At 61.2% G+C, this 25,415-nt stretch carries 22 protein-coding genes and 3 pseudogenes; 11 read left to right on the forward strand and 14 right to left on the reverse strand.

The window, feature by feature from the left end; all coding sequences use genetic code 11:
• Window positions 1-20: 20 nt before the first annotated feature.
• Window positions 21-995 (reverse strand): hypothetical protein, encoded by a 975-nt coding sequence (locus LFT47_RS09850; protein WP_236817774.1) that lies wholly within the window; start codon window positions 993-995, stop codon window positions 21-23.
• Window positions 996-1,203: 208 nt separating this feature from the next.
• Here LFT47_RS09850 and LFT47_RS09855 point away from each other — a divergent pair.
• Together LFT47_RS09855 and LFT47_RS21495 are read left to right on the forward strand one after the other, a co-directional pair.
• Window positions 1,204-2,046: pseudogene (locus tag LFT47_RS09855) on the forward strand (PDDEXK nuclease domain-containing protein); the annotation flags it as partial.
• A 140-nt stretch (window positions 2,047-2,186) separates the two neighbouring features.
• A complete protein-coding gene (locus tag LFT47_RS21495) occupies window positions 2,187-2,423 on the forward strand; it encodes a WYL domain-containing protein (RefSeq protein ID WP_442863465.1) in 237 nt (78 codons plus the stop codon).
• A gap of 335 nt (window positions 2,424-2,758) precedes the next feature.
• On the opposite strand, the gene LFT47_RS09860 is transcribed toward LFT47_RS21495, so the two are convergent.
• Together LFT47_RS09860 and LFT47_RS09865 are read right to left on the reverse strand one after the other, a co-directional pair.
• Entirely contained in the window at window positions 2,759-4,588 is a 1,830-nt protein-coding gene (locus LFT47_RS09860) for an ATP-dependent nuclease (protein WP_236817775.1), read from the reverse strand.
• A 785-nt stretch (window positions 4,589-5,373) separates the two neighbouring features.
• Window positions 5,374-7,002, reverse strand: a complete 1,629-nt coding sequence (locus LFT47_RS09865) for a fibronectin type III domain-containing protein (RefSeq protein ID WP_236817777.1) — start codon at window positions 7,000-7,002, stop codon at window positions 5,374-5,376.
• A gap of 220 nt (window positions 7,003-7,222) precedes the next feature.
• Between LFT47_RS09865 and LFT47_RS09870 the strand changes: the two genes are divergently transcribed.
• Window positions 7,223-7,579 (forward strand): Fic family protein, encoded by a 357-nt coding sequence (locus tag LFT47_RS09870; RefSeq protein WP_236817778.1) that lies wholly within the window; start codon window positions 7,223-7,225, stop codon window positions 7,577-7,579.
• A 220-nt stretch (window positions 7,580-7,799) separates the two neighbouring features.
• Here the strand turns inward: LFT47_RS09870 and LFT47_RS09875 are convergent, their stop codons facing one another.
• Together LFT47_RS09875 and LFT47_RS09880 are read right to left on the reverse strand one after the other, a co-directional pair.
• Window positions 7,800-8,300, reverse strand: coding sequence for a GrpB family protein (locus tag LFT47_RS09875; protein ID WP_236817786.1), 501 nt, complete (start codon window positions 8,298-8,300; stop codon window positions 7,800-7,802).
• Between the two features lie 242 nt (window positions 8,301-8,542).
• Window positions 8,543-8,911: a VOC family protein gene (locus LFT47_RS09880; RefSeq protein WP_236817788.1), complete on the reverse strand. Its 369-nt coding sequence runs from the start codon at window positions 8,909-8,911 to the stop codon at window positions 8,543-8,545.
• Window positions 8,912-8,973: 62 nt separating this feature from the next.
• Between LFT47_RS09880 and LFT47_RS09885 the strand changes: the two genes are divergently transcribed.
• Window positions 8,974-9,435, forward strand: a complete 462-nt coding sequence (locus LFT47_RS09885) for a MarR family winged helix-turn-helix transcriptional regulator (protein WP_236817790.1) — start codon at window positions 8,974-8,976, stop codon at window positions 9,433-9,435.
• An 8-nt stretch (window positions 9,436-9,443) separates the two neighbouring features.
• On the opposite strand, the pseudogene LFT47_RS09890 reads toward LFT47_RS09885, so the two are convergent.
• The 6 genes and pseudogenes from LFT47_RS09890 to LFT47_RS09915 form a co-directional block, all read right to left on the reverse strand.
• Window positions 9,444-10,410, reverse strand: a pseudogene (locus LFT47_RS09890) (carbohydrate kinase family protein).
• 26 nt (window positions 10,411-10,436) lie between these two features.
• A complete protein-coding gene (locus LFT47_RS09895; protein WP_236817792.1) occupies window positions 10,437-11,945 on the reverse strand; it encodes a glycoside hydrolase family 32 protein in 1,509 nt (502 codons plus the stop codon).
• Window positions 11,946-12,145: 200 nt separating this feature from the next.
• Window positions 12,146-12,937: a carbohydrate ABC transporter permease gene (locus LFT47_RS09900; RefSeq protein WP_236818498.1), complete on the reverse strand. Its 792-nt coding sequence runs from the start codon at window positions 12,935-12,937 to the stop codon at window positions 12,146-12,148.
• 139 nt (window positions 12,938-13,076) lie between these two features.
• Complete coding sequence (locus LFT47_RS09905; RefSeq protein WP_236817799.1) at window positions 13,077-14,042, reverse strand: carbohydrate ABC transporter permease; 966 nt, start codon at window positions 14,040-14,042, stop codon at window positions 13,077-13,079.
• 72 nt (window positions 14,043-14,114) lie between these two features.
• Window positions 14,115-15,344 carry an ABC transporter substrate-binding protein gene (locus LFT47_RS09910; RefSeq protein WP_236817801.1) on the reverse strand — a complete coding sequence of 410 codons (1,230 nt, stop codon included), beginning with the start codon at window positions 15,342-15,344 and terminating at the stop codon, window positions 14,115-14,117.
• A gap of 192 nt (window positions 15,345-15,536) precedes the next feature.
• Window positions 15,537-16,562, reverse strand: a complete 1,026-nt coding sequence (locus LFT47_RS09915; protein ID WP_236817803.1) for a LacI family DNA-binding transcriptional regulator — start codon at window positions 16,560-16,562, stop codon at window positions 15,537-15,539.
• A gap of 590 nt (window positions 16,563-17,152) precedes the next feature.
• Between LFT47_RS09915 and LFT47_RS09920 the strand changes: the two genes are divergently transcribed.
• Window positions 17,153-18,610, forward strand: a complete 1,458-nt coding sequence (locus LFT47_RS09920) for a hypothetical protein (protein WP_236817805.1) — start codon at window positions 17,153-17,155, stop codon at window positions 18,608-18,610.
• 195 nt (window positions 18,611-18,805) lie between these two features.
• Here the strand turns inward: LFT47_RS09920 and LFT47_RS09925 are convergent, their stop codons facing one another.
• Window positions 18,806-18,982 carry a hypothetical protein gene (locus LFT47_RS09925; RefSeq protein WP_236817807.1) on the reverse strand — a complete coding sequence of 59 codons (177 nt, stop codon included), beginning with the start codon at window positions 18,980-18,982 and terminating at the stop codon, window positions 18,806-18,808.
• Between the two features lie 126 nt (window positions 18,983-19,108).
• On the opposite strand from LFT47_RS09925, the gene LFT47_RS09930 reads away from it, so the two are divergent.
• The 4 genes and pseudogenes from LFT47_RS09930 to LFT47_RS21500 all read left to right on the forward strand — a co-directional run.
• On the forward strand, window positions 19,109-20,008 hold the full coding sequence (locus tag LFT47_RS09930) for a helix-turn-helix transcriptional regulator (protein ID WP_236817809.1): 900 nt from the start codon (window positions 19,109-19,111) through the stop codon (window positions 20,006-20,008).
• A gap of 2 nt (window positions 20,009-20,010) precedes the next feature.
• Window positions 20,011-20,997 (forward strand): aldo/keto reductase, encoded by a 987-nt coding sequence (locus LFT47_RS09935; protein ID WP_236817811.1) that lies wholly within the window; start codon window positions 20,011-20,013, stop codon window positions 20,995-20,997.
• 22 nt (window positions 20,998-21,019) lie between these two features.
• Window positions 21,020-21,442: a cupin domain-containing protein gene (locus LFT47_RS09940; protein WP_236817813.1), complete on the forward strand. Its 423-nt coding sequence runs from the start codon at window positions 21,020-21,022 to the stop codon at window positions 21,440-21,442.
• A gap of 110 nt (window positions 21,443-21,552) precedes the next feature.
• Window positions 21,553-21,771 (forward strand): annotated as a pseudogene (locus LFT47_RS21500) (SDR family oxidoreductase); the annotation flags it as partial.
• Window positions 21,772-21,784: 13 nt separating this feature from the next.
• Here the strand turns inward: LFT47_RS21500 and LFT47_RS09950 are convergent.
• Window positions 21,785-22,138 carry a TraR/DksA family transcriptional regulator gene (locus LFT47_RS09950; protein ID WP_236817815.1) on the reverse strand — a complete coding sequence of 118 codons (354 nt, stop codon included), beginning with the start codon at window positions 22,136-22,138 and terminating at the stop codon, window positions 21,785-21,787.
• A gap of 111 nt (window positions 22,139-22,249) precedes the next feature.
• Window positions 22,250-23,308, reverse strand: coding sequence for an LLM class flavin-dependent oxidoreductase (locus LFT47_RS09955; RefSeq protein ID WP_236817817.1), 1,059 nt, complete (start codon window positions 23,306-23,308; stop codon window positions 22,250-22,252).
• A gap of 720 nt (window positions 23,309-24,028) precedes the next feature.
• Here LFT47_RS09955 and LFT47_RS09960 point away from each other — a divergent pair.
• Together LFT47_RS09960 and LFT47_RS09965 are read left to right on the forward strand one after the other, a co-directional pair.
• Window positions 24,029-24,193: an isochorismatase family protein gene (locus LFT47_RS09960; RefSeq protein WP_236817818.1), complete on the forward strand. Its 165-nt coding sequence runs from the start codon at window positions 24,029-24,031 to the stop codon at window positions 24,191-24,193.
• A gap of 491 nt (window positions 24,194-24,684) precedes the next feature.
• Window positions 24,685-25,335 (forward strand): DUF1345 domain-containing protein, encoded by a 651-nt coding sequence (locus tag LFT47_RS09965; RefSeq protein WP_236817820.1) that lies wholly within the window; start codon window positions 24,685-24,687, stop codon window positions 25,333-25,335.
• The last annotated feature ends 80 nt before the right edge of the window (window positions 25,336-25,415 follow it).

A 25,415-nucleotide genomic window follows, 5' to 3' on the forward strand; every position in this document is an offset into this window, starting at 1 on the left:
TCATGACGTCATCCTGCTCGTTAATGTCCCGGGGAAATGAGATCGTGAACCACGGGACCGATTCCGGAGGCCGCTTTAACTGGTGTCGGCGGTATCCAACGCGTCTCATAAGCCCAGTCAATCCCCTCGGCACCACGCTGCGAACCAATGATCCGGCCGGACTCATCACGTGCGGCGACCCGAACACGCTGGTAGTGAGCTCGACGGATGTGAGGTGGCATCCGCCAGCTGCCGGAGTCGTCAGGTCTTTCCGTTGCCTTGTGGCCACGGATTTGACGAAACGCCTGTCCGACCCGCCAGCCGAGGTTCCCGATCTGCGCGTCCCGCATATGGTGGGGTCGGGCTACACTGGCGGGCGGAACCCAGTCCACGTCACGGTCAGAAGCGCCCAGATACAACATGAGTTGCAACGACAGAGATGTCATGAACGCCCCGACCGCCTTGTCCCCACCGAAATCCTGACGCCGTGCTGCTTCTGCGATGTAGTCGCCCAGGGTTTGTCCTGCGATCAATTCCCCGCGAGTCATGAAAATGACCGGCTGCAGGCCAGGAATGGGAAGGTCGTCCACCGAGTAAGTCCAAAGGCAAAGAATGCCCGCCGCTTCTCCGATCGGTCCGTAGGTAGTGGTGGTGCCGGTCAGGGTGATTCCGCAGGCCACTAAACCGTTGTAGCGGTAGATATGGTTGCTGCGGGACAGGACCAGTGGATCCGGGAACGAGAAGCCAACAGCGCCATACGCTTGTTTGTCCAGCCAGTCACCGGTTATTTCGACGTTGGCGTCCGTGTCAGCAAGTGCAATGGCGAAGTCGTGGTCGACACGGAGCATGACCGGACTTTGGGCCCACTGGTTCAGTGTGCCGTAAGCGCCCGCCGCAGCTGCCGCATCGTTCTGCAGCCGCGCCGCTGTTTCCAGCGCGCTGATGACAGCGGAAGCATCGTGGATCTTGATGCTGCGCGCAGCTTTCTGGGTGCCTTGCCGGCTTGCTTTGCCCATGCCGAAAGCCTAGTCGGTTGATGTCTAGGTTCCCTGCGGCAGAGGCTGTGCCCGGTGATGGCCGTCAGGAAATGACGCGGCAATTAATTCTGCGTGTGACTGGCTGCAGAAACCGATGCCCGTATCTCTACACATGTGTGTGGCATGCAAAGAGTGGGCTTCAAGGGGATCGGAGCCGCCTCTGGGAGGACGTATTCAGCCAGTTCCGGAGTTCCCGGAGATGAAGGGACTGTCGCGCCGCAATCTTTTCTATATGCGTGGATTCGCAGCCGCATGGCCGGATCCAATTGTGCAACAGCCTGTTGCACAATTGCCGTGGGGTCACATCACCGTCTTGTTGGACAAAGCGGAAACCTCGGCGCAACGGGCCTGGTACGCGTCGGCGGCCGTCGAATACGGCTGGTCCAGGAACGTACTCCTGAACATGATGATGAGCAAATCCATGGAACGCACCGGGGCAGCGCCGTCGAACTTTGTGCAACAGCTTGTTGCACCAGATTCGGAGCTCGCCCAACAAGTCGCCAAAGACCCTTACAACTTCGAGTTCCTTGGCCTGTCCGGTGAAGTCGCCGAACGGGACCTCGAGAATGCACTAACGAACAGAATCACCGAAACCCTGCGGGAGCTCGGGCCGGGCTTTTCCTTCGTCGGGCGGCAAGTACATTTTGACGTCGACGGTGACGACTACTACGTCGATTTGCTGTTCTTTCACATCGAACAGCTTCGGTACGTCGTCATCGAACTTAAGACAGGTAAGTTTCAGCCGGAATGGGAGGGCAAGTTGAACTTCTATGTAGCCCTCGTCGACGACACGCTCCGCCGGGACCATCACAATGAAACAATCGGGATCCTGATTTGTGGTACGAAGAATGACCGCAGCTTCCGTTACAGCCTGGGCCGCTCCACCTCCCCCATGGCAGTCGCCGCCTACACCTACGACAAACTCCCCGTTGCAGAACGAGACGCTCTCCCGGCCGAAGACAATCTTGTCGCCGCACTCGAATGGGCCGAACCCAATGAGCACACGGACTTTGATTCGGAGGATGTCTAGCGAAATAGTTTCTGTCCAGGCACCCGACACCTCCGGCGTCGAAACGTAATATGCGCTGTTATCGGCGTTTCATCGGTCGTCGAATCTCGGAACCCGTCCGCATCTGACACACTTCCTGTATGACACCGATGGAAATCTTGATGGAAGAAGCCCGTGCTCAAAGGACAGTACTCATAACCGCCGCTGAATCCGATGGTTCCGTAGAAACGCGCGAAATTGAGCCCTACAGTCTCCGCCCCGGCAAGCCGGGCACGGAGCCTCGTCTCTTCGGCTGGTGCATGACGCGAAACGCAATAAGGAGCTGGAGCGTTTCGAATATTCGGTTATCGGTGCCCACGGGGAACTCCTTCAGCCCTCGCTGGCCGGTCGAGTTTTAAGGCTAACCAACCACCTGCACTAGGCCGCGATGTTGAGCTACGTCCTTAGCTTGGATCAGGTTTTATGAAATATCGTCGGTGCCTTGTGCAAGACTTTTCGAATAATGGTGAAGGGAGGAAGCTTTGCAATGGATGCAATGCGGACGCGGGTACGTCACGAGGAAGCGCCCGCGCCCAACGGCTGCAGGCGATGTGGTCATGAATCGCGCGGGCATGGTTATCAATTCTGTCGGGCCACGGGGCTGCATCCTTGGGAGCCGCCGACCGACGAGCAGCGCAAGGCCCGGATGCTAGCCCGAGCGCGACGGGTCAGTTCGTAACGCTTTGTCTAATTGTCACGTCGCACGGGCTTGTAACTGTTCGAATACGGCCCGGAGATCTTCTGGGACATCATCGGGCGTAGTGAGGCTCATGGCCATTTCCATGGTTAGCTGCTGCTTTCGCATAGGGCCGGACAAGCTTTCCGTCTTGAACATGGACAGTAGTTCATCGCTGAACTTCTTCGACTTCCTCAGATCGCTGATATGTGTTTCAGCCCACGGCGTCTTGTCAACCCGCGGCCATTTGGAGTTGGCAACTCTGACCCACTGAGCATCAGAAAAGACATCTTCAAATTCTTTGGGATTACCAATGTAAAGTGCATGCTTATTCGGATCGAGCCCCTTGGCCGCTAGGCGCTTGTCTGACATAGCGTTATTGCTGGCAGACTTGGAATCGGCATCAATGACGAAAGCAACTTCTCTGTCGTGCTCGACCAGGAACTTCGCAAAGTCAGTTGCTCCCTCATTGTTGCGGCAGGCCCACAGCGCGATCCCACATGATTCCAAATGCCTTCCCATCGACAATCTGAATAGAACGGGGAAGGCGCCTTGCTCGGACACGCCTTCCACTCCGACGAACAACCGCTCGTGTAGGAGGACGGTGTTCCTCAGCCCGAGAGAAGCCGCGACGGATCCCAAGTGGCGACCAACATCGGATTCATCGGCAATCCGGTCGATTACTGTTCGGTGACCCTCATGTCTGACATGTACAACATCGCTGATATCGACGCCATCGATAAGGTTCATCGAGTGCGTCGCTATGACCATTTGGATATTCGGGAGTTCGCATTGCTCCCGGAAGAGTCTCATCAGGTCTCGCTGATGCGAATAATCGAGATGAGTATCGGGCTCGTCATACAGGAGAACGACATTTCCGACGCCTGGGCCCGCGAGCAAGCCACGGGTGTATTCCCAGACCGCCAAGGCTAACCGTCGAGCTCTCCCGGCGCCCGCTTCGCCGAGCCTGACGCCTTCTCCTTCTTTGGCAGTCACGCTGACCTGCGTTGCTTTGAGACCAGAGGTGAAGCTGACATCCGGAACGATGGTTACCTGGCCGATGTCACTGCATCTGTCCATGATGTGCTGGCGAATCTGGGCAGCGTCTTTGGCAAGCTTTTCCTGTAGCTCGACTTCTAGTGCGCCGAGCTTACCCTTTAGGTCTGGTTGACCGGCGTGCGCTTCGTATGCCGCTTGCAATGCGGCTTTAATGGTCTGCTCGGCGTCGTTCTGGCCGGCTTGATCGAAGCTGAGGACCTTTGGAAGTGCTTTGATCAGGCCGGCCGAGACCGGCTCCCATTGCCATATTTTGTCGGCAAGCCCAGCGGCCATCTCAAGGGCCGTTAGTAGCATGGGCTTGGTTTGCCCCTCCGGGATTAGTGCGAGCTCAGCGATAAGCTCCTTCAGACCATCGACTTTCAGGGTTGAGAAAGACCGAAGTCGAGAGTCAATGGGGACTTCACAAAACCTCTCGTACACGGCGGGTCCGTCGGCTTGAAAGCGTCGCCGGATTCGAACTGTTTCTGGGAGACTTAGCTCTTCTTGTTCCTCAGCATCAAGTAGAAACTGCCCTTCGACGCACGTCAGCGGGACCCTGGTGGTCTGTTGGGCTGAAGTTTTCTCACCCGTCCCGTTTTCGGTGGGCGCTGCTTCTTCTTCGGCTTCGGAGAGGTACGTTCTATCTCTGTCATTTGGAGGATAGGCGTTTAGTAAAAAACGAATAGCGTCGAGAGAAGCGGACTTTCCTGCATCGTTGTGTCCGGTCAGAAGCGTCGGAGTCCCGATTTTCAGATGTTCCAGGCTTTCGATAGAACGAAATCCTGTGATGGAAATGTGCTCAAGCCGCACGGCCGCCTCCTGTGTATGTACCTCAAGTTTGTCGGAAAATAGTTCCGTCTACCCGGAGGCGGGGCCCGGCACGCCTCTAACAAATTTAGGTTATCGGCATTGACCATTTCAGGATTCATAGGTAGTTGCGGGGTCCGGTACACGAGGCTTCTGGCGACCTTGAACAGTTCGGCGATCTCGGCGGTAGCGTGTTGTCCTCCTGAGCCAAATACCGCTTCGACCGCTAAGTTGTCCCCCGAACTGGACACATTAAGGGATTCGATGAAGCCGTTCTGCCAGGGTGATCATGGTCGATGGACGCGGTGTCCACCCCGGTATTGCTGCACGGCTCAATGAGCGCCCGCGATGAATTCCGGCCGCCGGGTCGCACTCGACATAGGCAAGGGCGATCCGGGTTTCGGCGATCTGCTGTGAAGTGCTTCTGTTCCGGGCCTCGGGAACGGTGCGTTGTCCGACTCCTTGATCGACGCCGAAATCCACCCCACGTTTACCCCACGAAAACGATGAAAAACGTTGACATGTCATGCCCTCGGCCTAGCACTAAAAACCGCGAGATTCCGCGAATCTTCGAGCCAACACAAGCCCTTGGAAGACAACGAAATATGCCCTCCCGTGAGAAGAGGTCAGGAGTTCGAATCTCCCTAGCTCCATAGTGAAGGCCCTCCCACCTGCGGAAACGCTGGGTGGGAGGGCCTTCGTCTTGCCTGTTTGGGGCTAGCCCGACGATTTGAGACTAAAACCGACGGCAGTCGTCTTTGAACGTGGCTTTGGCGACGCTGATCGGCTTAGCCTCGGTCCTTGTTCCCGTTGCCGCCTTGTTGGTGTGAATCGGAGCGTGGCCGCTGGAGCGTGAAGGATTCGAAGGATGCGAGCTGTCCTTGGGGACCGGTGACGTTGTAGTAGGTGACCTCCATCTTCGTCGTGCCTCCGGGTTCGGTGCCGGGGTCGACGCTGAAGGCCGCGAAACCATAGGAGTTCGCGGCATCGCGCTGTGCCGACCAGGGTGCGTCTTCCTGGACGTAGACCGGTGGCCGCTTATGCGTTGTGGGGTCGGGTGCGCCAACGCTCGTGATGACACGGCACGCGGGAGGGTTGTAGAACAACTGATTCGACGGCACGGACGTTCCGCCCCCGCCCAATACCATGTGTACCGTCCCTTTGGTGGTATCGATGACGTCGGTGCGGGTGTCTGCCGGAATGGGGGTCAGCGTTGCGTTGGCTTGTTGACCGCGGATCGGGTGGGAGCGTTCGTAGTGGTGCTCGTGCCCGCAGACAACCAGGTCCACGCCATACTTGTCGAACAGCGGCACCCATTCCTGCCGTATGCCCAGATCGGCTCCGTTGAAAGATCCTGCCGTGCTGATGACAACCTGGTGCATGCAGACGACCACCCAGTCGATGTTCCTATCCGACCTTGCCGCACTGAGTTCATTTTCGAGCCAGGTTTTCTGGGCGCCCTTCGAATAGCCCCTGACGTAGCTGTTGCCGCCGTCCTGGTAGCAGACGTCGTCGTTGGCGAGGCTGATGACCCGTACTGAACCTGCGGTGAAGGAGTACCAGAGGCCGCGGGTGAGGTCGGTCTGCCCCGGCTGCGGCGGGACGGAGAAGTACGTCTGGTAGGCGGCATATCCGATCGGGCCGTTGCCCAGTTCGTTTTCGTGGTTTCCTGCGGCGGGCATCCACGGCCGGTGACGGGCGCTGCGTGAGTTGTTGTCCCAGAAGTCGGTCCAGGTCCGCACCCGGTTCTCCGAGATATTGGCGTAGCAGAGATCGCCGTTGAACAGGTGGAACAGAGGCTGGACGCGTTCGACGCCGGCCGGCATGTCACCGGCAGCAGGGGAACCGAGGTTGTCGTTGACCCACTGCTGCGTTCCTGACCCGGAGCTGGACTTCTTTCCGAGCGTGGGGGTGCCTTGGTCGCCGAAGCTTGTGAAGGTGAATTTTCCGCGTCCGCGCGGAGCCGTACGGAAAGAACCAAACTCTGGCTGCGCGCCGTCGTGAATGGCTGCATATACGTAGTCATGGGATGGACCGAGCTCGGTGAGTTTCGCGTGGTACGCGTACACCTTCTGGCCGGATTTGGCGTCGACGTAGCTGGTCTCTACCGCGTCCTGGCTTCGTCCGTAACTTCCGTCGGTTTCGCCGAGCATCGCCCGGGCGTGCTTGACGGGCTGCAAGGTGTGCCACGACACCACAACTTCGCTGGATGCATCGGTACCGAACTGCAGATGCAGTCCGTTCACCGCCGGGGTGGTCAGTGGGTCGCCGACGGCGGAGGGCAGTGTTGTCCTTGCGCCGGCAGCTGATGCCGGGGTTGCGCCTGCCAAAACGGCGCCGGCGCTGGCGGCTCCGGCGGCCGTGAAGAAGCCGCGGCGCGAGAATCCGGTCCTAAAGATTTCCTTGTCATCAGTCATGGATTCAGCGTGGTGCGGCGCCGAGGCGAGACAGTGAAAACCGTCCAAGCGGCCAGCCACCGACAAGTTAATTCTTGGTAACCCCCTTCACTTAGTGAGTATCCCCGTTGCTGTCGCTGTCGCGGCCGGGAAGTCCGGAAGATGGCGGATACACAACTCGTCGACCACCCGCTATCGGTCAAGGCGAGGACGCTGAGCTGTTCACCCGTCTTGAGGATGCGTGAATTCGTACCTCGAAATCGAGGACGAACTGCAGGTGATCGACCGGTACGGATTCCACCTCCGCGACATCGGGCTGCTCGCCTCCGCCTTGGCGCGCCCCGCGACGACGGTCACGGGCACGGAAGCCTATCCTCAACTGGCCCTGAAGGCTGCAGCCCTGCTCGAGTCCGTGGCAAGGTTTCATCCTCTCATCGACGGCAACAAACGCACCGCCTGGACGCCGTACTCGCCATGTTTTCGGGACTTCCCTGTGTTTTCAAGGGTTGGAATGCGGTTCGGGTCACACCTCGGGCAGAGTGTTTCTGCAGGTCAGGGACTTATTTTGCCCCGGACCCTGCGCAAAATCAGCCTTTAATCGGCCCTTCGGGGCCGTTGTTGTTGGCGGCGGGTTGGTGCCCTTGCTTCCTCATACGGATGGGCTTCCCCATCGCCGATGGCTGGCCTCGCGACGCCCGCCCGCGGGGGTCGCCGGCTAGCGGCTCGCACAACGGCATCTTTGGATCCGGGGTCAAAGCTACCAACGGCCCTGACCCCGGCGTTCGGTAAAGGACCGACCTCCGGGACGCAGGTCTGCACTAGTCGTGGTATCCGGCGCTTTTGAGGATCGCCGCTACCACGTCCGCTTTGTGCGCTGTGTACGCGCCCCAGTCTTTGGTACCGGCGGCTGCCTCCCGCTTGACGCTCAGATACCGTTCCCTTGCTTGAATATCCTTCCGCAAGATGTCGCGGAACACTATGCGCCGGTGCCACTGGCGTCCATGGATCTGGACAAGGTGGACGACGATTTGTCTGTTACTCCTGTCGGGCAGGCTGAACCAGGCGTGTCCTTCGCTGTGGCCCTCGCAGTCGAATCCATCCGAGCTGAGCAGGTCGATTGCGGGCGACCATCGGTGTAAATTCACGCCCACCAATACGTCGACAACGTCCTTGGCAGGAAGATCCGGAATGGAGGTCGAACCTATGTGCTCGACCTCCGCGTCCGGTAACAGGGAAGCCAGCCTTTCGCCCACGACATCAAATCTTTCTGCCCATCCCTGTGGGTCAGCAGGGACAAGTTCGATGCTGTCCGATTCCATAATCCCTACCGTGGCTGCTTTGAAGATGCCTCAAGGCCCTGGGGACTGGCTGCTCCGACGAAGCCAAATGCGGCATTTCCCCTGATGCTAATACACGCCGCCGCTAGGCTACGCAGATGAATTGGGTGTGCGTTATGTGGCCGGGAAACGGACAGTCGTGATCCCTTGGCCGGCGCTCCTAATCCTTGGGGCGTGATTACCGCCCGTTTGCGGGCGCCAGCCGCGCGGCGGCGTTCGGCGCCTTAGGCCCGGTCATGGAGGGTGACATGGTAGCCGTCGGGGTCGGAGAAGGTGAAGGTGCGACCGAATGGGCCGTCGATCGGGGACGAGATGATCGTGTGGCCGTCGGCGACGAGAGCGTCGTGGATGGCTTGGACGTCGGTGGCGTGGAGCCAGATCGCGGCCCCGATGCCGGGCTGAGCGACGGACGCGAGATCGGTGCCTGGAACGATGTCTCGAAGTGCGAATGTGATAGGTGTCGTCTCGAAGACGACGGCGTGCGGCGGGCCCGCCTGGGAGCGGACGAGGCCGAGATACTGCTCGTAGAACGCCTGTGACGCGTCAAGATTGCGAGCTTGGAGTGAGATGAAGTCGGGACCGGTGGCGGGCATGGGATGCTTCTTTCCTTTATGTCAGTTATCTGACATGGACTAAGCTATGTCAGAATGTTGACATGAGTCAAGACGGAGTCGACCTGGAAACGTCCCTGGGCTACTTGCTGAAAGAGGCGTCGAGCGCCCTCCGCGCCGCCATGGAGGCAGCGCTGCGCCCACTCGGGATGACCGTGACGCACTATTCCTGCCTGGAATTGCTCGCACAGCGCCCGGGCATGTCCAGCTCCGAGCTTGCGCGAGGAGCGTTCGTGACACGGCAATCCATGAGCGTTCTGCTGCAAGCCCTGGAACGAGACGGATACGTGACCCGGCCGGCGGAGGCGCCCGTTGGGAAAGTTCTTCCCACGCAGCTCACGCCACGCGGTCGACGCAGCCTCGCGAGGGCGACCGTTGCGGTCCGATCCGTCGAGGTCAGGATGCTGGGCGGTCTGACCCAGGAAAAGCAGTCCGATGCGTACCAAATCCTGCAGAGCATGATCCAGTCTCTGCGCAACGAGGACGAGGGTGGGTCGCGGCGGTAAGTGGCAGCCTAGCTGCCCGTAGGCCGGTCGATCAGCGTGCCGCGGAAGCCCGTCGCCATGCTCGCTTGGAGTTCCCCGATCGTTGGGAGGTCCGCCCCGGGCCTACCGACGGTGATGGCGGCGGCTGTTGACGCGGACTGCCCGAGCTGTTCCAGGGCGCGGGGCGTGAGGCGATCGGCCCCGTGGGTGAGTAGTCCTAGGATCAGGGCTGCCATGTACGAGTCGCCGGCCCCGATCGTGTCGGCGACCTCGGACTTCACTGAGGGGATGGCCAGACGCGTCGTGGGTGTGGCGAGCAGCGGACCCCGGGAGCCTTTGGTGATGGCTGTCAGCCCTGCTCCCAATCCCAGGATGTGTGACGCCGTGTCGTCCAAGTTCTTCCGCGGGTAGAGCCAATGTGCGTCTTCATCACTGAGTTTGACGACGTCGGTCAACTGAACCAGTTCTTCAAAATGGCTCTTGCCTCGGCATGGCTGCCGGGGACAGAGGGCCTGATGTTGGGATCGTAGGTGACTACGCATGCGCGGTGGGATTGCTGCAGGAGCTCTTTGACGGCGTTGGCTCCGGGTGCGAGAAAGGTGGCGACCGAACCAGTGTGGAGCACCTTCGGGACATAAGCGGGAGCGCCCGAGTCCAGGTGCCAGTCGATGTCGAATTCGTAGCTGGCCGAGCCATCGGCGGCGAGATTTGCTGTTGCCGAGCCGGTCCTGTCCAAGGACCATGAGCCCGGCAGGATCGTCATGCCGGCGCTGCTCAGGTGCGCTTCGATGGCGGCGCCGCGTTCGTCGTCGCCGAGGGCGGTCAGCAGCTCCGTGGTAACGTCGAGCCGGCACAGCCCGTAGGCGACGTTTGCCGGTGACCCCCTGGGTGTTCGCTCGTGCCCTCGGGCGACGTGACGACGTCCATGAGGGCTTCACCGACAACGATGACGTCCGGGATCTTTGGGTCCCCGTATTTGGCGTCGGGGTTTTGCATGTCAGGTCTTTCTTCGCGTTGTGCGGTCATGCCAGTTGAGTGACTTTCAAGCTGTTAATGGTTGCCGTGCCGCCGCACGCGTAGACGGACACGTCCGTGCTGGTGCTGGCCGGGAAGATCAGCTCGGACAGGGTGATCTGGCCCCCCTGGGCGAAGACCTCGACGGAGCAATGGTCCACGTAGATGGTGACTTCATAAGAATTCCCTGTTGGCTGGATGGGGGCTGCGTCGGTCGAAGCGAACGATTCGTGGAAGCCTGTTTGACCGGATTCCCGGCGGTCGACGACGATGCGGCCTTCAGCGGGCCTGATGCCGATTCGGGTGCCCCGGGTTCCTTCTCCGCGGACGATGACTCCGAATTCTTCGGCTGTTCCAGTGGAGAGGCTTGCCTCTATCCTTTGGACGCTGCCTGCGGCACTGTCCAGGAGGTGTTTGCCTTCGGCAATCTCGGTGTCATCGGCCGTGAATGGCGGGTGCACGGAAGGGAGGGACGCGAGCTCTCGTGCAACGTGTTGCACGAGTCGAGGAGTTCCGTCCACGCTCTGCAGGGACACCTCCCGGATAAGGGACATGGGGCTGCGCCAGGGCGAGGTGGGAATCTCGTTGGCGTACTGCCAGTTATTCATCCAAGCGATCATGAGCCGCCGGCCGTCGGGGACGTCGCTGAATGAAACTGCCGCGTAGTAGTCGCGACCCCAATCGAGCCATTGATAGTCGCCCAGTCTGTCCGGGGCTTGCAGGCCTTCGGTGACGGTGGAGGAGGAGGTGAAGGTGACGCCGTCGAAATCTCCGACGAAGTACTGCCCGGCGGAACCGCTGTTGGGCCCCCCGGGGTTGAGGTTTATTGTCAGGACCCATTTCAGGTTTTCGGGATCACCGTCAACCGGCAGTGGAAAGAGATCGGGGCATTCCCATACTCCACCGGTCGCGTTCGCGGGGCCGAAACTGCTCAGCAGTTCCCATTTTTTGAGGTCGAGAGAGCTGTAGAAAACGACTTTGAAGTCCAGGGCCTCTACGGCCACCATGATCCAGTAGCTTTCGGCGTCCGATTCGAAGCGGAAGACCTTCGGGTCGCGAAATTCGGATGATCCCCGGTTCAGGACCGGGTTGCCGGCGTATTTGGTCCAGGTGTAGCCGCCGTCCAGGCTGTAGGCCAGTGACTGGGCCTGTACGCCGCTAAGCTCCGAGGCGGGTTTGAAGGCGCTGGTGTAGACGGCCACGAGCGGAGGCCTCGCCTCGGTGCCGAATCCGCTGGTGTTGTACCGGTCAAACACGATGCTGCCGGAATAGATGTCTTCCAGTTCGTCGTACGCAATCGCAACTGGTTGCTCCACCCATGTCACAAGGTCCGTGGATGTGGCGTGGCCCCAGGACATGTTTCCCCAGACATTACCTTCCGGGTTGTTCTGGTAATACAGGTGGTAAATGCCCTCGTGGAAAATCAGGCCGTTGGGGTCGTTCAGCCAAGTACTGCGGGCGGCGTAATGCATGGCAGGCCGGAAAGCATCGGGTGTCGTGGCGGTCACGGCGGTCATGTGGTCTGAATCTCGTTTCTGTTTTGGGTGCGGGGTGCCGACTTGCGTTCAGGATTCCGACGGCGGGAGGTTGGCCACCCTTGGGTGCTGAGAATTTCAAGGCGCACGCGAAGGCGGCCGGCGCTCCTGCCAGTCTCAGGGGGCGGTTGAGACCATTGAGACTGGCAGGAGCAGGGCTCCTCGGCTTGAGAATTCCATGCTTAGCCTTTGACGCCGCTTGAGGCGATGCTGTTCACGAACGAGCGTTGGAACGCGATGAACAAGGCGACTACCGGCAGGGTGATCATGGACGAGTAGGCCATGACCTGGCCCCAAGAGACATTGAGCTGGAAGAAGTACTGGACACCGATCATGACCGGGCGCAGCTCTTCGCTCTGGACGACCATGAGGGGCCACAGGTAGGAGTTCCATGCCGGGAGGAAGGTCAAGATCGAGACCGTGGCGATGGCCGGCCCGGACAGCGGCATGACAATCTTGCGGTAGATCTTGAACCAACTGGCCCCGTCCACGCGCGCTGCTTCGTCCAGTTCCTTGGGAATCGAGTCGAAGTACTGGTGGAAGAGGTAGATGGAGAACGCGTTGGCCACAAACGGAATGATCTGCACCTGGTAGGTGTCCAGCCATCCGGTGGTCAGCGACAGGTTGAAGCCGTCGAGCTCGAGCGAAGGCAACTGGTTGACCCACCAGACCAGGGGCAGGGCCAGTGTTTCGAACGGCACTATGAGTGTGGCGATGATAAGGGTCAGGATGATTCCTTTGCCTCGGACCCTCATCCGCGAGAGGGCGAACGCCGCGAGGCTGTTGATCAGGACTCCCAAAATAACGGTCACAGCGGAGATCCCGATGGAGTTGATCAGGAACCGGGCAGCGGGAACCCGGTCAAAGACGGCGCCGTAGTTGTCGAACGAGAGGTTGCCCACCGGCAGGAAGGCGGCAATCGAGGACAGATCCCCGAAGATCTGCTGGTCCGGCTTCATTGAGGACACGAACATGAACAACAACGGGAAAGCGAAGACGACGCCGAGAAGGATCCGCGCGATCCAGCCGCCGGTGCCGCGCAGCCGCCGGGGTTTTGGTGAGGTTGAACGGGCCCCGGCGCGGCCGCCGGAGCTCTCAAGGATGGTGGCCATGTTAGGACTTCTCTCGGGTGAGGTAGCGCTGTACTGCGGAGATGATGAGGACCAGCCCGAAGAAAACGAGGGAAATCGCGGAGGCGTAGGAGGTTTCCTGCTGCTTGAACCCGGCACGGACAGCCTGGTAGACGATCGTCGTCGTCGAATCCAGCGGCCCGCCTTGGGTCATCACGTTGATCTGCGTGAACAGGCTCAGTGCCTGGATCGTGATGGTGATCAGGATCAGACTCCGGGTGGAGGAAAGCCCCGGCCAGGTGATGTACCGGAACCGCTGCCACCGGCTGACGCCGTCGATGTCGGCTGCTTCGTATAGTTCAGCCGAAATGGTCTGGAGCCCTGAAAGCCAGATGATCATATGGAAACCGGCGCCCTGCCACACCGACATCAGGATGATGGCCGGCATTGCCGTGGCCGTGTTATTCAACCAGTCCGGGCCATGGACCGTGCCGAAGGTCAGCCTGGTGATGATTTCGTTGAGCAGACCGTCCTGACGGTAGATGAACAACCACAGGAGGGAGACGACCACCATGGAGGTGACCACGGGCAGAAAATACACGGTGCGGAAGAAGTTGACCCCGCGGACCTTCGCATTGACCAGCAGCGCCATGACCAGCGCCACACCGGCCTGCAGCGGCACCACGACGACTGCGAAGTACGCCACGTTCAGGAGCGACCGGTAGAACCCGTCATCTCCGAAGAGGCGTACGAAGTTGTCCAGGCCGACGAATGTCGGCGGGTTTGGTGAGATCAAGCGTGCGTTGGTGAACGCCAGGCCAAAGGCGAGCATGGCAGGCACGAACACGAAAAGCAGTAGCAGGAGAAGTGCCGGGCTCAGCATGGCCCACCCGGCTCGCTGCTCGCGCCGGTGGTATTTCCTGAGCTGACGTGGTTTCTGAAGAGATGGTGTTGAAGGGATGACACGGGTGGTTGCCGGCAAAGCTGCCGGGGCTGAAGAGGAGTTCATCGTGAGTGGTCCTGAGTGGTCCGGTCCGGGGTGCCGCGCTGCTAGCTCGCATCGCGGCACCTCGGAGGCTGGCTAGCTCTTGTAGCCGTTGTTGGACTTGATGTTTGAATCGATGTTCTTGACGGCTTTGTCGAGGACCTGCTTCGGCTCAGCACCGGAAATGATGTCCTGGGCGGCCTTGCCGAACTCGGTAGCAATGAACGGATAGGCAGGCGTTTCGGGTCGCAGCACCGCAGACTTCTTGGAGAAGTCAAGGAAGACTCGGTTCTTGCCCGTCGGCTCGTAACCGGGCACCAGGGCGGCGGCGGCATCGGTAGCCGGAATCGTCCCGGTGGCCTTGGCAACCTTGGCGATGTTCTCCGGCTTGAGGGAGAAGGAGAGGTAGTCCATCGCTGCGTCCGGGTTCTTGCAGCCTGTGGTCACACCCCACTGCCAGGATCCGCCGCCGATCTTCGGTCCGTTGCCGAGGTCGACTGAGGGCATGACGACAAGGTCGTCGCCCAGCGCGGTGCGGGCCTTATCGGCGGCCCAGCTGCCCGTGTAGACAATGGCGCTCTTGTTGTTCAGGAAATCTGCCGTGGAATCCTTTCCGCTCTTCTGCGCGGCGTAGCCTTTGGCGATGAGGCCATGGAACCAGTCTGCCCACTCGACTGCCTTGTCACCGTTAAGCGCGCCGTCTGCGCTCTGGAAGTCCTTACGGTTGATCAGGTCCCCGCCGAAGGACTGCAGGAACGGTGAGTAGGCGTAGGGGAGCCACTCACCTGTGCCCGCCGTCCCGAGGTCCAGCGGGTTGTCCCATTTGCCCAGCTTTTTCAGCGCGGCCAGGGCGGATTCAAATTCATCTTTGGTCCACGGCTTGTCCACGGTAGCCACGCGGACACCGGCAGCTTTCAGGTCCGATGCGCGGGCAAGCATTGCCAAAGCGACATCGTAGTATCCGAACGAGTAAGTTTGGCCGTTCCATTTACCCAAGGTGCTGGGCAAATCCTGGGACAGATCTGCCGAGAGCTTCAGTGGCGTAAGGTATTTCGACCACGCCCAGTTGGGGACGTTCGGTCCGTCAATGTCGACGATGCAGGGCAGTTTGTTCGCCGAGGCAGCAGCGACGACAGAGTCGTTGTAGGAGTCCTGCGGGAAAGCCTGAACCTTGACCTTCACCTTGCTCTGGCTCTGGTTGTAGGCGTCTACAACCGACTGGATGGATGCAAGTTCGTCCGGGTTTCCGGCGTTGTGGGTCCAGAGGGTGAGTTCGCCGTTGGCCCCGTCCTTCGAGTTTCCACCGCCTGTGCCGCAGGCTGCCATGCTGCCCACAAGGGCGGCGGCGGTTAGACTTGCGGTTAGGAACCGCTTGAAATGAGTGTTCATTACCGGTGAATCTTTCTGTTGGATTCTTGCGTTGATGGTTTCGGTTCCGCCCAGGGAGCGTGGCCGTTGCAGCGGCCACGCTCCCATTTCTGGGCGAAGCGGGGGGTTTACTTGCAGTGTGCTGCCACTTCAGGTCTGCGGCGGCGGTGCGACTGACCCGCGCTGGACCAGCGGGCAGTCGAACATCATCTGGACGGGTTCCACATCGTCCCGGTTTTCGATCTCGTTCAAAAGCTGGGTCACGGCCCAGCGCCCCATGTCGTAGTGAGGCAAGGCCATCGTTGTCAGGCCGGGCCACAAGGCTCCAGCGATCAATTCGAGATTGTCAATCCCAATGACTGACAGATCCTGCGGGATCCTCAGGCCCAGGGCACCGGCCGCTTGGTAGGCGCCCATGGCCATCTGGTCGTTGAAGCAAAACAACGCCGTAGGCCTCGAAGGCCGGGACAGCAGCTCCATCCCCGCCTCCCTGCCGCCGTTGGCTACGGGGACTGCTGCGGCAACCAAGGCGGGATCAAATTCAATCCCGCTCCCCTTCAGCGCTTCCTGATAGCCGGCCAGGCGTCCGTGGGTGGCCGGAATGTCATCGACATTGTTGATGAATCCGATGCTCCGGTGCCCGGCGCCGATCAGGAACCGCACGGCATTCCGTGCGGCTTCCACCTCGTCCGGGACCACTGAGGACACTTCTCCGTCGTCCGAGAGGGCATCCAGGAGGACCGTCGGCGTTCCGGCCAGTTCAGCCGGGAGCCCAATCCGCTGATGGTACATCCTCGCGTAGACGATGCCATCGACCTGGTGTTGAAGGAAAGTGCTGACCTGCCGCTTTTCCAGTTCACTGTCGCGGGCGCTGTCCAACATCATCAGGACACACCCGCGCTCGTACGCGGCATCCTGTGCACCCAGGATCATGTCGCCGGCAAATGGAGTCGTCGCAACCTCATCGCTCACCAAGCCGATCAGGTATGAGCGATTGTTGCGCAGCCCGCTCGCCAGCCGGTTCGGTGCATAGCCCAGTTCCTCGGCAACAGAGCGGACATGCTCCCTCGTCGCGGCGCTGATGCGGGAGCCCCTCCGGTTATTCAGAGCATGCGACACTGTCGTAACGGAAACCTGTGCGGCTTTCGCTACGTCGCGGATGCCTACTCTTGCCACGGCCCTGCCCCTTTGCAAAACGTTTTTTCACTTGTTGTGCAAGTCACATTAGCTAAAACGGTTTTTCATGTCAATACTCCAAGCTCAGAGCTCCCCCCGGCCTAGTACACAGCAATGACGCCCTCGTCTTCGACACCGTCCACTCCGGGGAATGCCGATGCGGTAAGCATCGGCACCGTTTTAGGTTGCGGAACCCAGGGACGGCCGCTCGGCCGAGTTTGCGACCCGTCATTGGGAGAGCATTGCGTCCACCGCATCGCGGGTCATTCGCGGGCCCATCGCTGACCGGTCGCCGACAATGACGGGGGATGGTGGTCGGTAACCGTCAGCCGATCTTGCGCGGATCGTTGGCGTTTCGGGAGTGCTGCGTCCTATGCTCCCAGGGAGAGCGCATTGAGTTGACCTTGCCTGCGTCGATGTTCAACTTCTACAACTCCGGTGAGCCGATCTTCACGCGGCGGAGCATCGCCAACGGCCAGAACGGTCCGCGAGGCTCTGGGCCCAATCGTTCCAGCGGTGCCTGCGTCAATGATTCCCGTCTCCGGAGAGAGCGCGGCTCGCAACGACCAGAGGATCGGACCGAAGGAAACATGGATACTATCGACGCTCGCGTTGGGCGCCAGCTGATCATTGATGACTACCTACTCGATCAACGCTCTCTGGCACGTAAGTGGCTGCCGCCCATTCCCCACGCCGAAAACCCGGTGCTGGCCCCAACCACGGACCGGGACATGAATGGAGGCCGTTGTCCGGTGGCTGCACCGTTCGATGACGGTATCCTCTACGACCCCGATAAAGGGGAGTGGCGAGTCTGGTACATGTCGGGATGGTTTGACCGGACCTCCCTGCGCATCTCGGCCGACGGCATCGCCTGGAATGACGCTGAGCCACTGGAACTCACAGGGCTCGAGTATGAGATCCAGGGAAGCATATTGCAGCGGGACGGCGTCAGCATTTGCCGCGATTACTTCGAGCCTGAATCCCCCTTCCGCATGTTGCGGTGGGTCCGCCGGCGGTCCCCGGAATTCGGCCCTGACGATCTGGCCGCCCATTCAACGCCCGTCATCTCCGAGTGCGGCGAAATCTACTCAAGCGAAGATGGCGAGCACTGGATCCACGAAGGACCGTCTGGACCGTGCGGGGACAACACGACCTTCTTTTACGACCCTTTTCGACGGAAGTGGGTGTTCAGCCTCCGCACACACCTCGGGCCATATGGGCGTGGACGGGGCTGGCATGAAGCAGACCACTTCCATGATGCGGCACGCTGGTCCGGGGATGACGTCATTCCCTGGGTGGGGAGTCATGGCTTCGGGACCGCTGCCGCCATCGGGGATCTGCGCGCGTCCGAAATCTATAAGGTAACTTGCATGCCCTATGAAAGCGCCATGCTCGGGGTGTTTGCCGTATACCGGGGTCCATCCAACAACTATGCCGAAGCGAATGGCATGCCGAAAATCATCGACCTGCACCTCGGCATCTCAAGGGATGGCTTTCACTACACCGTGGCTCCTGAACCATTCCTGGCGTCTTCCCTGGCCCGGGATGCCTGGGACTACGGGTACCTGCACCTGGTCAACGGCGGCATAGTCCCGTACGGGGACGATACGAGGATCTATTACACAGGGTTCTCCGGACTCTCCCCGGCTCTCGGTCACCACATGTACGCCGGCGGTTCGATGGGCCTCGCCACCCTACGGCGGGACGGATTCTGCGCCTTGACTCCAGGTTCTGAAGGAACGGGAATGGTGCGTACGAAACCCCTCCTTGTGCAGGGAAGCCACCTGTTCGTCAATATCCGTACGGGCAGGGGCGAAGGCAAAGCAGCCGTGACGAATCTAGACACGGGTGAAACGGAAACCCATGCTATCCCGTCCGGCATCGACAGCACCCGTCACGGGATCCCCCTGGTTTGCGGGAACAGCCGTGACACACGCCGCGTCACCGTAACCATCAGCGTCTCCGCCGACGCGCACTTGTACTCGTTCTGGTTCTCCGACGAATCGGGTCGCAGCGGCGGATACAGTGCCGCGGGCCCCATCAAATGAAGTTGAACGGATGACTTGATGTGAACATGTGGCACTGTCTGAACTGCCGCAGACTGCGAACGCGATTCTCCTCAGCGCCGCGCCACCCTGCGTGGACAGCGTCAGCATAGTCCGAAGCACTCTCTCGCGTTCAGTGGGTGGCGGGGCTGGCTCACTCGGATTGGGCTTCTCCACAGCGGAATCACCATGGTGGGGCTAGTGACCCTCCTGCCGTCCTGAGCGGCGTGACGATAAGCTGAAAATGCTCAGTTCTCTTCCTCGATGATGCCCTTCAATACGCTCATCGCTCGTGTAGTGGACCATTCCGGGCGCGAAGTCGCCGAAGGCGTTCTTCCCACCGGTCCAGCCGGTGTTCTGCTCTTTGGTGCTCATGGTCTTACTCCTTCGTCCTTGATTGGACGAGTCCAGTCCATCGCAAAGGCGGCAGGGGGAGTCTCCAGTGAAGGGTGTACCAGTGGGGACTCCCTCCGAAGCGGTCGCCGAAATAACGTTGTCTGCATGGATACCAGAGACGAAGCACGGGAGTTCCTTATGTCCCGTCGGGCCAATCTCGGCCCCGAACAGGCCGGTCTGGCGGTCTCAGGGCCCCGTCGCGTGGCGGGCTTGAGGCGGGGCGAGGTCGCGATGCTCGCGGACGTGAGCCCGGAGTATTACGCCAAGATCGAGCGGGGGAACCTCGTAGGAGTGTCAGACTCTGTGCTGGAGTCGGTGGCACGAGCTCTGCAGCTCGACGACGCCGAGCGCGAGCACCTTTTTGACCTCGCGCGAGCGGCAAACGGGGGCGCGCAGCCCGTGCGCCGGCGCAAGCCGAAGACGTGGGTGGCCCGGGATGGCCTGACCCGTGCGCTGGACGTCATCGTGAACGGCCCGGCATTCGTACGCAACGGGCGGATGGACATCCTGGCGACCAATGCCCTGGGCCGCGCGTTCTACGATGAAGTCTTCGACGGGCCCGGGCAGGGGAACCTCGCCCGGTATTGCTTCCTTGACGAGCGCGCCAAGTCCTTCTACCCGGACTGGGAGGCGGCCGCAGACGTCACCGTGGCGATCTTGCGCACGGAAGCCGGTCATGATCCTCGTGACAAGCAGTTGCAGGACCTTGTCGGTGAACTCTCCACCTGCAGCGACGCTTTCCGTACGCGATGGGGTGCGCACAACGTCCGCCGCCACGGCTCGGGTACAAAGGATTTTCACCATCACGAGGTCGGCGACCTCACCCTGACGTATGAGGGTTTGGAGCTGACTGCTGAGCCCGGGCTTTCGTTCCTCATTTACACCGCTGAGTCCGGTTCGCCGAGCGAGCAGCGGCTCCAGCTGTTGGCGAGCCTCGCCGCCACTGTGACCGCGTCGCCGTCGCGCCACGTCCTCGATGACACTACGACTACTACGAAGGACTGATCATGCACATCAGAACACTTGGCCAGGGCCTTGAGGTCTCCGCGATCGGGCTCGGCGCAATGGGCATGTCCCAGAGCTACGGACCCAACCCCGGCGATCGCGACGAGATGATTTCCGTGCTGCGCTCGGCCGTCGACGATGGCGTGACATTTTTCGACACGGCAGAGGTGTACGGGCCGTACGCCAACGAGGAGCTCGTCGGGGAGGCGCTTGAGCCGATTCGCGACCGGGTCGTAATTGCCACCAAGTTCGGCTGGGACATCCAGGATGGCCAGAGTGTCGGGCTGGACAGCCGGCCCGAGCAGATCCGACGCGTCGCCGAGGCGTCGCTGAAACGGTTGCGTACGGATGTGATCGACTTGTTCTATCAGCATCGCGTCGATCCCGACGTGCCGATTGACGATGTCGCCGGGGCTGTTGGCGAGCTGATCGCCGAAGGCAAGGTGAAGCACTTCGGCCTCTCTGAGGCCTCCGCCACCACGATCCGCCGCGCTCATGCCGTGCACCCGGTCACCGCGGTCCAGAGCGAGTACTCGCTCTGGACACGGGATCCCGAGGCTGAGGTGCTGCCGACCCTGGCGGAGCTCGGCATCGGCTTCGTACCGTTCAGCCCGCTCGGCAAGGGCTTCCTTACCGGCACCGTCGAGGCATCCACCGCCTTCGCCGAGGGAGACATCCGTCGGCGTGTTCCGCGGTTCGAGGCAGAGAATCTCGCCGCGAACCAGAAACTCCTTGACCACGTCAAGAGCCTGGCGGAGGCAAAGCGTTCGACGCCGGGCCAGATCGCCTTGGCCTGGTTGCTGGCGCAGCAGCCGTGGATCGTACCGATTCCTGGCACTCGACGTACCGAGCGCATCCGGGAGAATGCGACGGCCACGCAGCTCGCCCTCTCCGCGGACGAGCGCGCCGACCTCGACAGCCTCGCCCAGAGCATCGGAATACGCGGCGACCGCTACAACGCCGAGCACATGGCGTACGTCAACCACTGACCAAGACAAAAGGAAAATCAGAATGACCGACAACAACTTCCAGCAGATCTTCCCGCTCGGAGCTCCCAACGACGCCTTCGCGCAGTACTTCATCGGCCAGAGCTACCTGGCCCCGCTAGCCGGCGGGAAGGTTCCCGTCAACAACGTCTCCTTCGAACCGGGATGCCGCAACAACTGGCACATCCACCACGGCACCGGTGGGGGCGGTGACCAGATCCTGCTCTGCACGGCGGGCAGCGGCTGGTACCAGGCCGAGGGTCAGGACCCCGTCAGCCTGGAGCCGGGAACGGTGATCCACGTCCAGGCCGGGACGAAACACTGGCACGGCGCGAAGGTCGACTCGTGGTTCTCCCACCTGGCCTTCATCACCCCGGGCGACAACGTCAGTAACGAATGGCTCGAGCCCGTCACCGACGAGGTGTACGGAGAACTGCAGAAGAACTGAGAAGGCATGAGCATCCTGAACGAGAAACAGGCCATCCGAGGAGGCAGAATGCGACAGTCCGCTGGCGGCGCCAGGGCTTCCACAGTCCGTTGGGCACGCACGCTACCCGCAGCGTTGCTCCGGGCGAAATTGCGACGCCGATGACGGGCAACAGCGACAAGGACCCCACAGCCATTGAGCTCCCGTGGTGCCGCTGGGCCAGCCGCGGGTGCCCGTGAGGTCGCAGCGGTGATTGCCTTCCCGGCTATACCGGCGTCGTCGACGGAGGGATGCTTCAGATGGGCCCTCGCGCCGGATCGTACATCGTTGGCAACGAGTGGCGGGAGGGGTATTCGCCTTGGCTTAGCTCTGACCGGATGCGTGCTCTATGCAATACGGAGTCCAAGGCCTTGCCTCCAGGCGGCCCTCCGCGATGGGCTTGCCGCACACGGCGCACAGTCCGTAACTCCCGTTGGCAATCCGCAGCAAAGCGGCCTCGATCTGTTCCAGGCCCACCCGGCTCTGCTCCATGAGTGCGGAAGCCTGGGAGAGTTCGAAGGCGATCGTGCTCCCTTCCGGATCGTGTTCGTCGTCGACGTTGGCGTCCTGCCTGGCGACGTTTACCGAAGTGATGTCCCCACGGAGGGCTCTCAAGAGCGCAACCTTGCGGTCACGTTCCTCCTCAAGGAGTACCCGGAATCGCTTCGCATCGACCATGGGTCGAAAGGCTACCGCACAGGACCGCTCTGACAACTGGGAGCACCGCGACTCGGCTGCGCACAGCCGCCCAGGAATGCCCAACGTGTGGTCGATTGTAGGCCGTGCCGCCTACTGCGCGCTGCGCCGGACTTCAGCTGGGGTCCATCCCAGGGCTGGACCGAGTTTGCTGGCGATGTCGGTGAGGATCTGGATGTAATCCTCGTGGTCGAAGCTGAAGGGCAGCGCAAACGCCACCTCGTCGACTTCCTGAAATCCTGCGTGTGCATATAGCTGTTCGGCGATCTCGTCGCTGGTACCGATCAGGTCCGCGGCAAACAGCATGCCCCTTGCCCCCTGCGGCGCCCGTGTGCGGGGAGTGCGTTCATCAACATACCGCTGGTATTTCTCCCGCTGACCCGGCGAAGCCGAATCAGTTGGGATCACCACCAGGCCCTGCGACACACGGGCCTGTCCGTGCGCCTGGGCTGACGTTTCAGAGGCTTCACGGAAGGCACGAATCTGCGACTGCTGGATTCGGGCAAAGTCCGGTTCCTGATCCGCTTCCGGAAAGATGACGCTGCTGGAGAGGAGATTGAAGCCGTTTGCCCCGGCCCAGACGGCCGACTTCCTGCTGGCCGCCCCATACCAAAGGCGATCCCGGAGCCCGGCAGAATGCGGCTCGACGCGGTTGGAGAATTCCTCGACTACACCTTGCCTGCCGGAAAAGTCCCGCACCTTTTCCCCCGCGATCAGACGGGCAAGTCGGTTCAGGCGCCCGTAGCTGAAATCCTCTGACTCGGAGGAATCCGGGTACAGCTCGTGCTTCACCGTGTCGTAATGCATCGGTTCACCCACGCTCAGCCCCGGATTGATGCGTCCCCCGGCGAGCAGATCCACCGTGCCCAGGTCTTCCGCAAGGCGCAAGGGGTTTTCCCAGCCCAGCGGTGTTACAGCGGTTCCAAGCTCGATCCGTGAGGTGCGCTGGCTGGCGGCGGCCATCATCGCGATGGGGGAGGAGATTCCGAACTGCAAATGACGGTGCCGCAGCCACGCGCTGTCGAATCCGAGGCCTTCGCCGAGTTCGATGATCTGCAAAGTGGATTCGTGGCCCGGGGCGGGATCCGCCGGATCGAACAGGCCGATAGTGAGGAATCCAAGTTTGCGTAAGGGACGTGAGGGGTCGGGCATGGCTTCCTTCAGGATCGGATACGGCTGGTCTCAGAATATGCGCCGGGACCTGCAGGCTCTTCTGACCGTTGCGGGAAGTTACCCTTCGTGTCGGCTCATCGTCACGGCCGTGGTCTTGAGGTCAGTGCTGGCGTGGACTTCGTGCTGCGCCACGATGCTGGGTTGTTGAAGCGCTTTGAGGAGCCCTGAGTTGGCTCGGCCCGGCTCCGGAACGGAATGGAGAAGAGGCATAGTGGCGGCGGAGTCATTAGGAACTCTTGGCCAAGCGGCCTGTTGACCGGCTTGCTGTGGATGCCCGTAAGAAGCACCTGCAATCGGGCCTCGGCCGGGGGGGGGGGCGGCGCCGAGGGCATCGCCGAGTACACAACCACCCAATACATCGGCATCGCCGATCCCTACGCTAACCAGGAAGGCCAGGCATTGTGATTAGTGGAGCGAAAGGTCACTTAGTCGTGATCGACATGCAGCGTGCCTTCCGCCAAGCGGGGGAGTGGCACGTCCCGCGGTACGACGAAGAGGCCCGAAGCATCACGCGCCTGGTGGCCTCCGGATGGGAACCTATCCTCACGCGATTCATCCCTGACCCTGCGGAGGAAGGCTCGTGGTCCGCGTACTACGAGCGCTGGCAAAGCATGCGCCGGGCTCCCGCCGATCCCATTTGGCACATCGAACTCCCGGGCGTTGAGGTCCGCGACTCGATTGACCTTCTCACACTCTCCAATGGGGGAAGCGCGGGCGGACCGGATTCCCGTCGGGGAAGAGATAATCCTCACTGGTGTCGCAACCGACTTCTGCATCCTGGCGACCGCACTCGGGGCCTCGGACGCGGGCCGGTATGTGACCGTGGTCGAAGACGCCTGCTCGGGGAGTCGCCGGCCCGTTTAGCCGGCTAACGGACGTTTCTCTGCCTGCCCAATGGGCCAGCGGCGGCTGTGGCCTGGCCGTCGCGGTGGCCTTTCGACCTCGCCCTCGCCGATGCTTCCCGATTGGCCCCGGTCCCGTGATTTTGCGGGCGGGGCGAGCACTCGACAGCGTGTGCCCGCGGCGTTACTTTGGGCGAGTGAATGACGAGCGCGCAAGAGCGCACCACACTCGCGGTGCGCACCTAGCACCGCAGAACATCGCAGCTCTTTGCCAGCCGACGCCAACACTGTCAACCCACCGCTAGGCGGAGGTTTTCAAATGAAGGAATGTATCCGCTATTGGGAGGTTTTCTATGAGTCCACGCGAGACGCTTCCCATGGCCGAGGCAACCGATATGGGTGAGGGTTCCGTTGCGTCCCCTTATCTGAGCCCGGACGCCGCTCGGCGAACGGTGTGGTGTCTCCGGCCGTTGCGGCCCGGGTTCAGCTGTTCGATTCGGAGGGGGCCAGGTCGTGAGCACCCGTAGTTACACTTCCCCGGTTAATAGCACTCGGGTTCGGCTGGCGGTGATGGCAGCCGGCGGGCTGGCCGTGGCCGTTGCAGTGGGGTTTCTGGGCTCCTGGGCCTATGCCCCGGCTCTAGGGTGGGCGGCCGCGTCGCTGATCTACCTGGTCTGGGTCTGGTCCGTGATCGGGCGCCTTGATGCGTCGGAGACCTCTGCCCATGCGGTCCGGGAGGATCCCGGCCGGTTCGCCTCCGACATTCTCGTCCTGGCGGCCACGATGGGTAGCTTCGGGGGCGTCGCCCTCATCCTGCTGGAGGCAGCTCCTGCGGAGGGGGGAACGAAAGCACTCATCATTGGCGTTGCCCTGGGCAGCGTCGCACTCTCCTGGCTCCTGGTCCACACCCTCTTCACACTTCGCTACGCCACTCTTTATTACTTGGCTAAGGACGGTGTGGACTTCAACAAGAAGAATCCGCCCAAATACGCGGACTTCGCGTATCTATCCTTCACCATTGGCATGACATATCAGGTCTCCGACACCGACCTGACCACGGACGCCATCCGGTATGCCGCATTGCGCCAGGCCCTGCTTTCCTATGTGTTGGGAGCCATCGTGCTGGCCACGGCGATCAATCTCGTCGCGGGCCTCGTCCACTGATCGGCGCCAGGTCGGAAACCGAGCGCCCTGGCTGGGTTCCCGATATTCGGCAGGGGCCTTTGGCGGCACCCGGCGTTGGC

The sequence above is a fragment of the Arthrobacter sp. FW306-2-2C-D06B genome, from assembly GCF_021789175.1.
Taxonomy (GTDB): domain Bacteria; phylum Actinomycetota; class Actinomycetes; order Actinomycetales; family Micrococcaceae; genus Arthrobacter.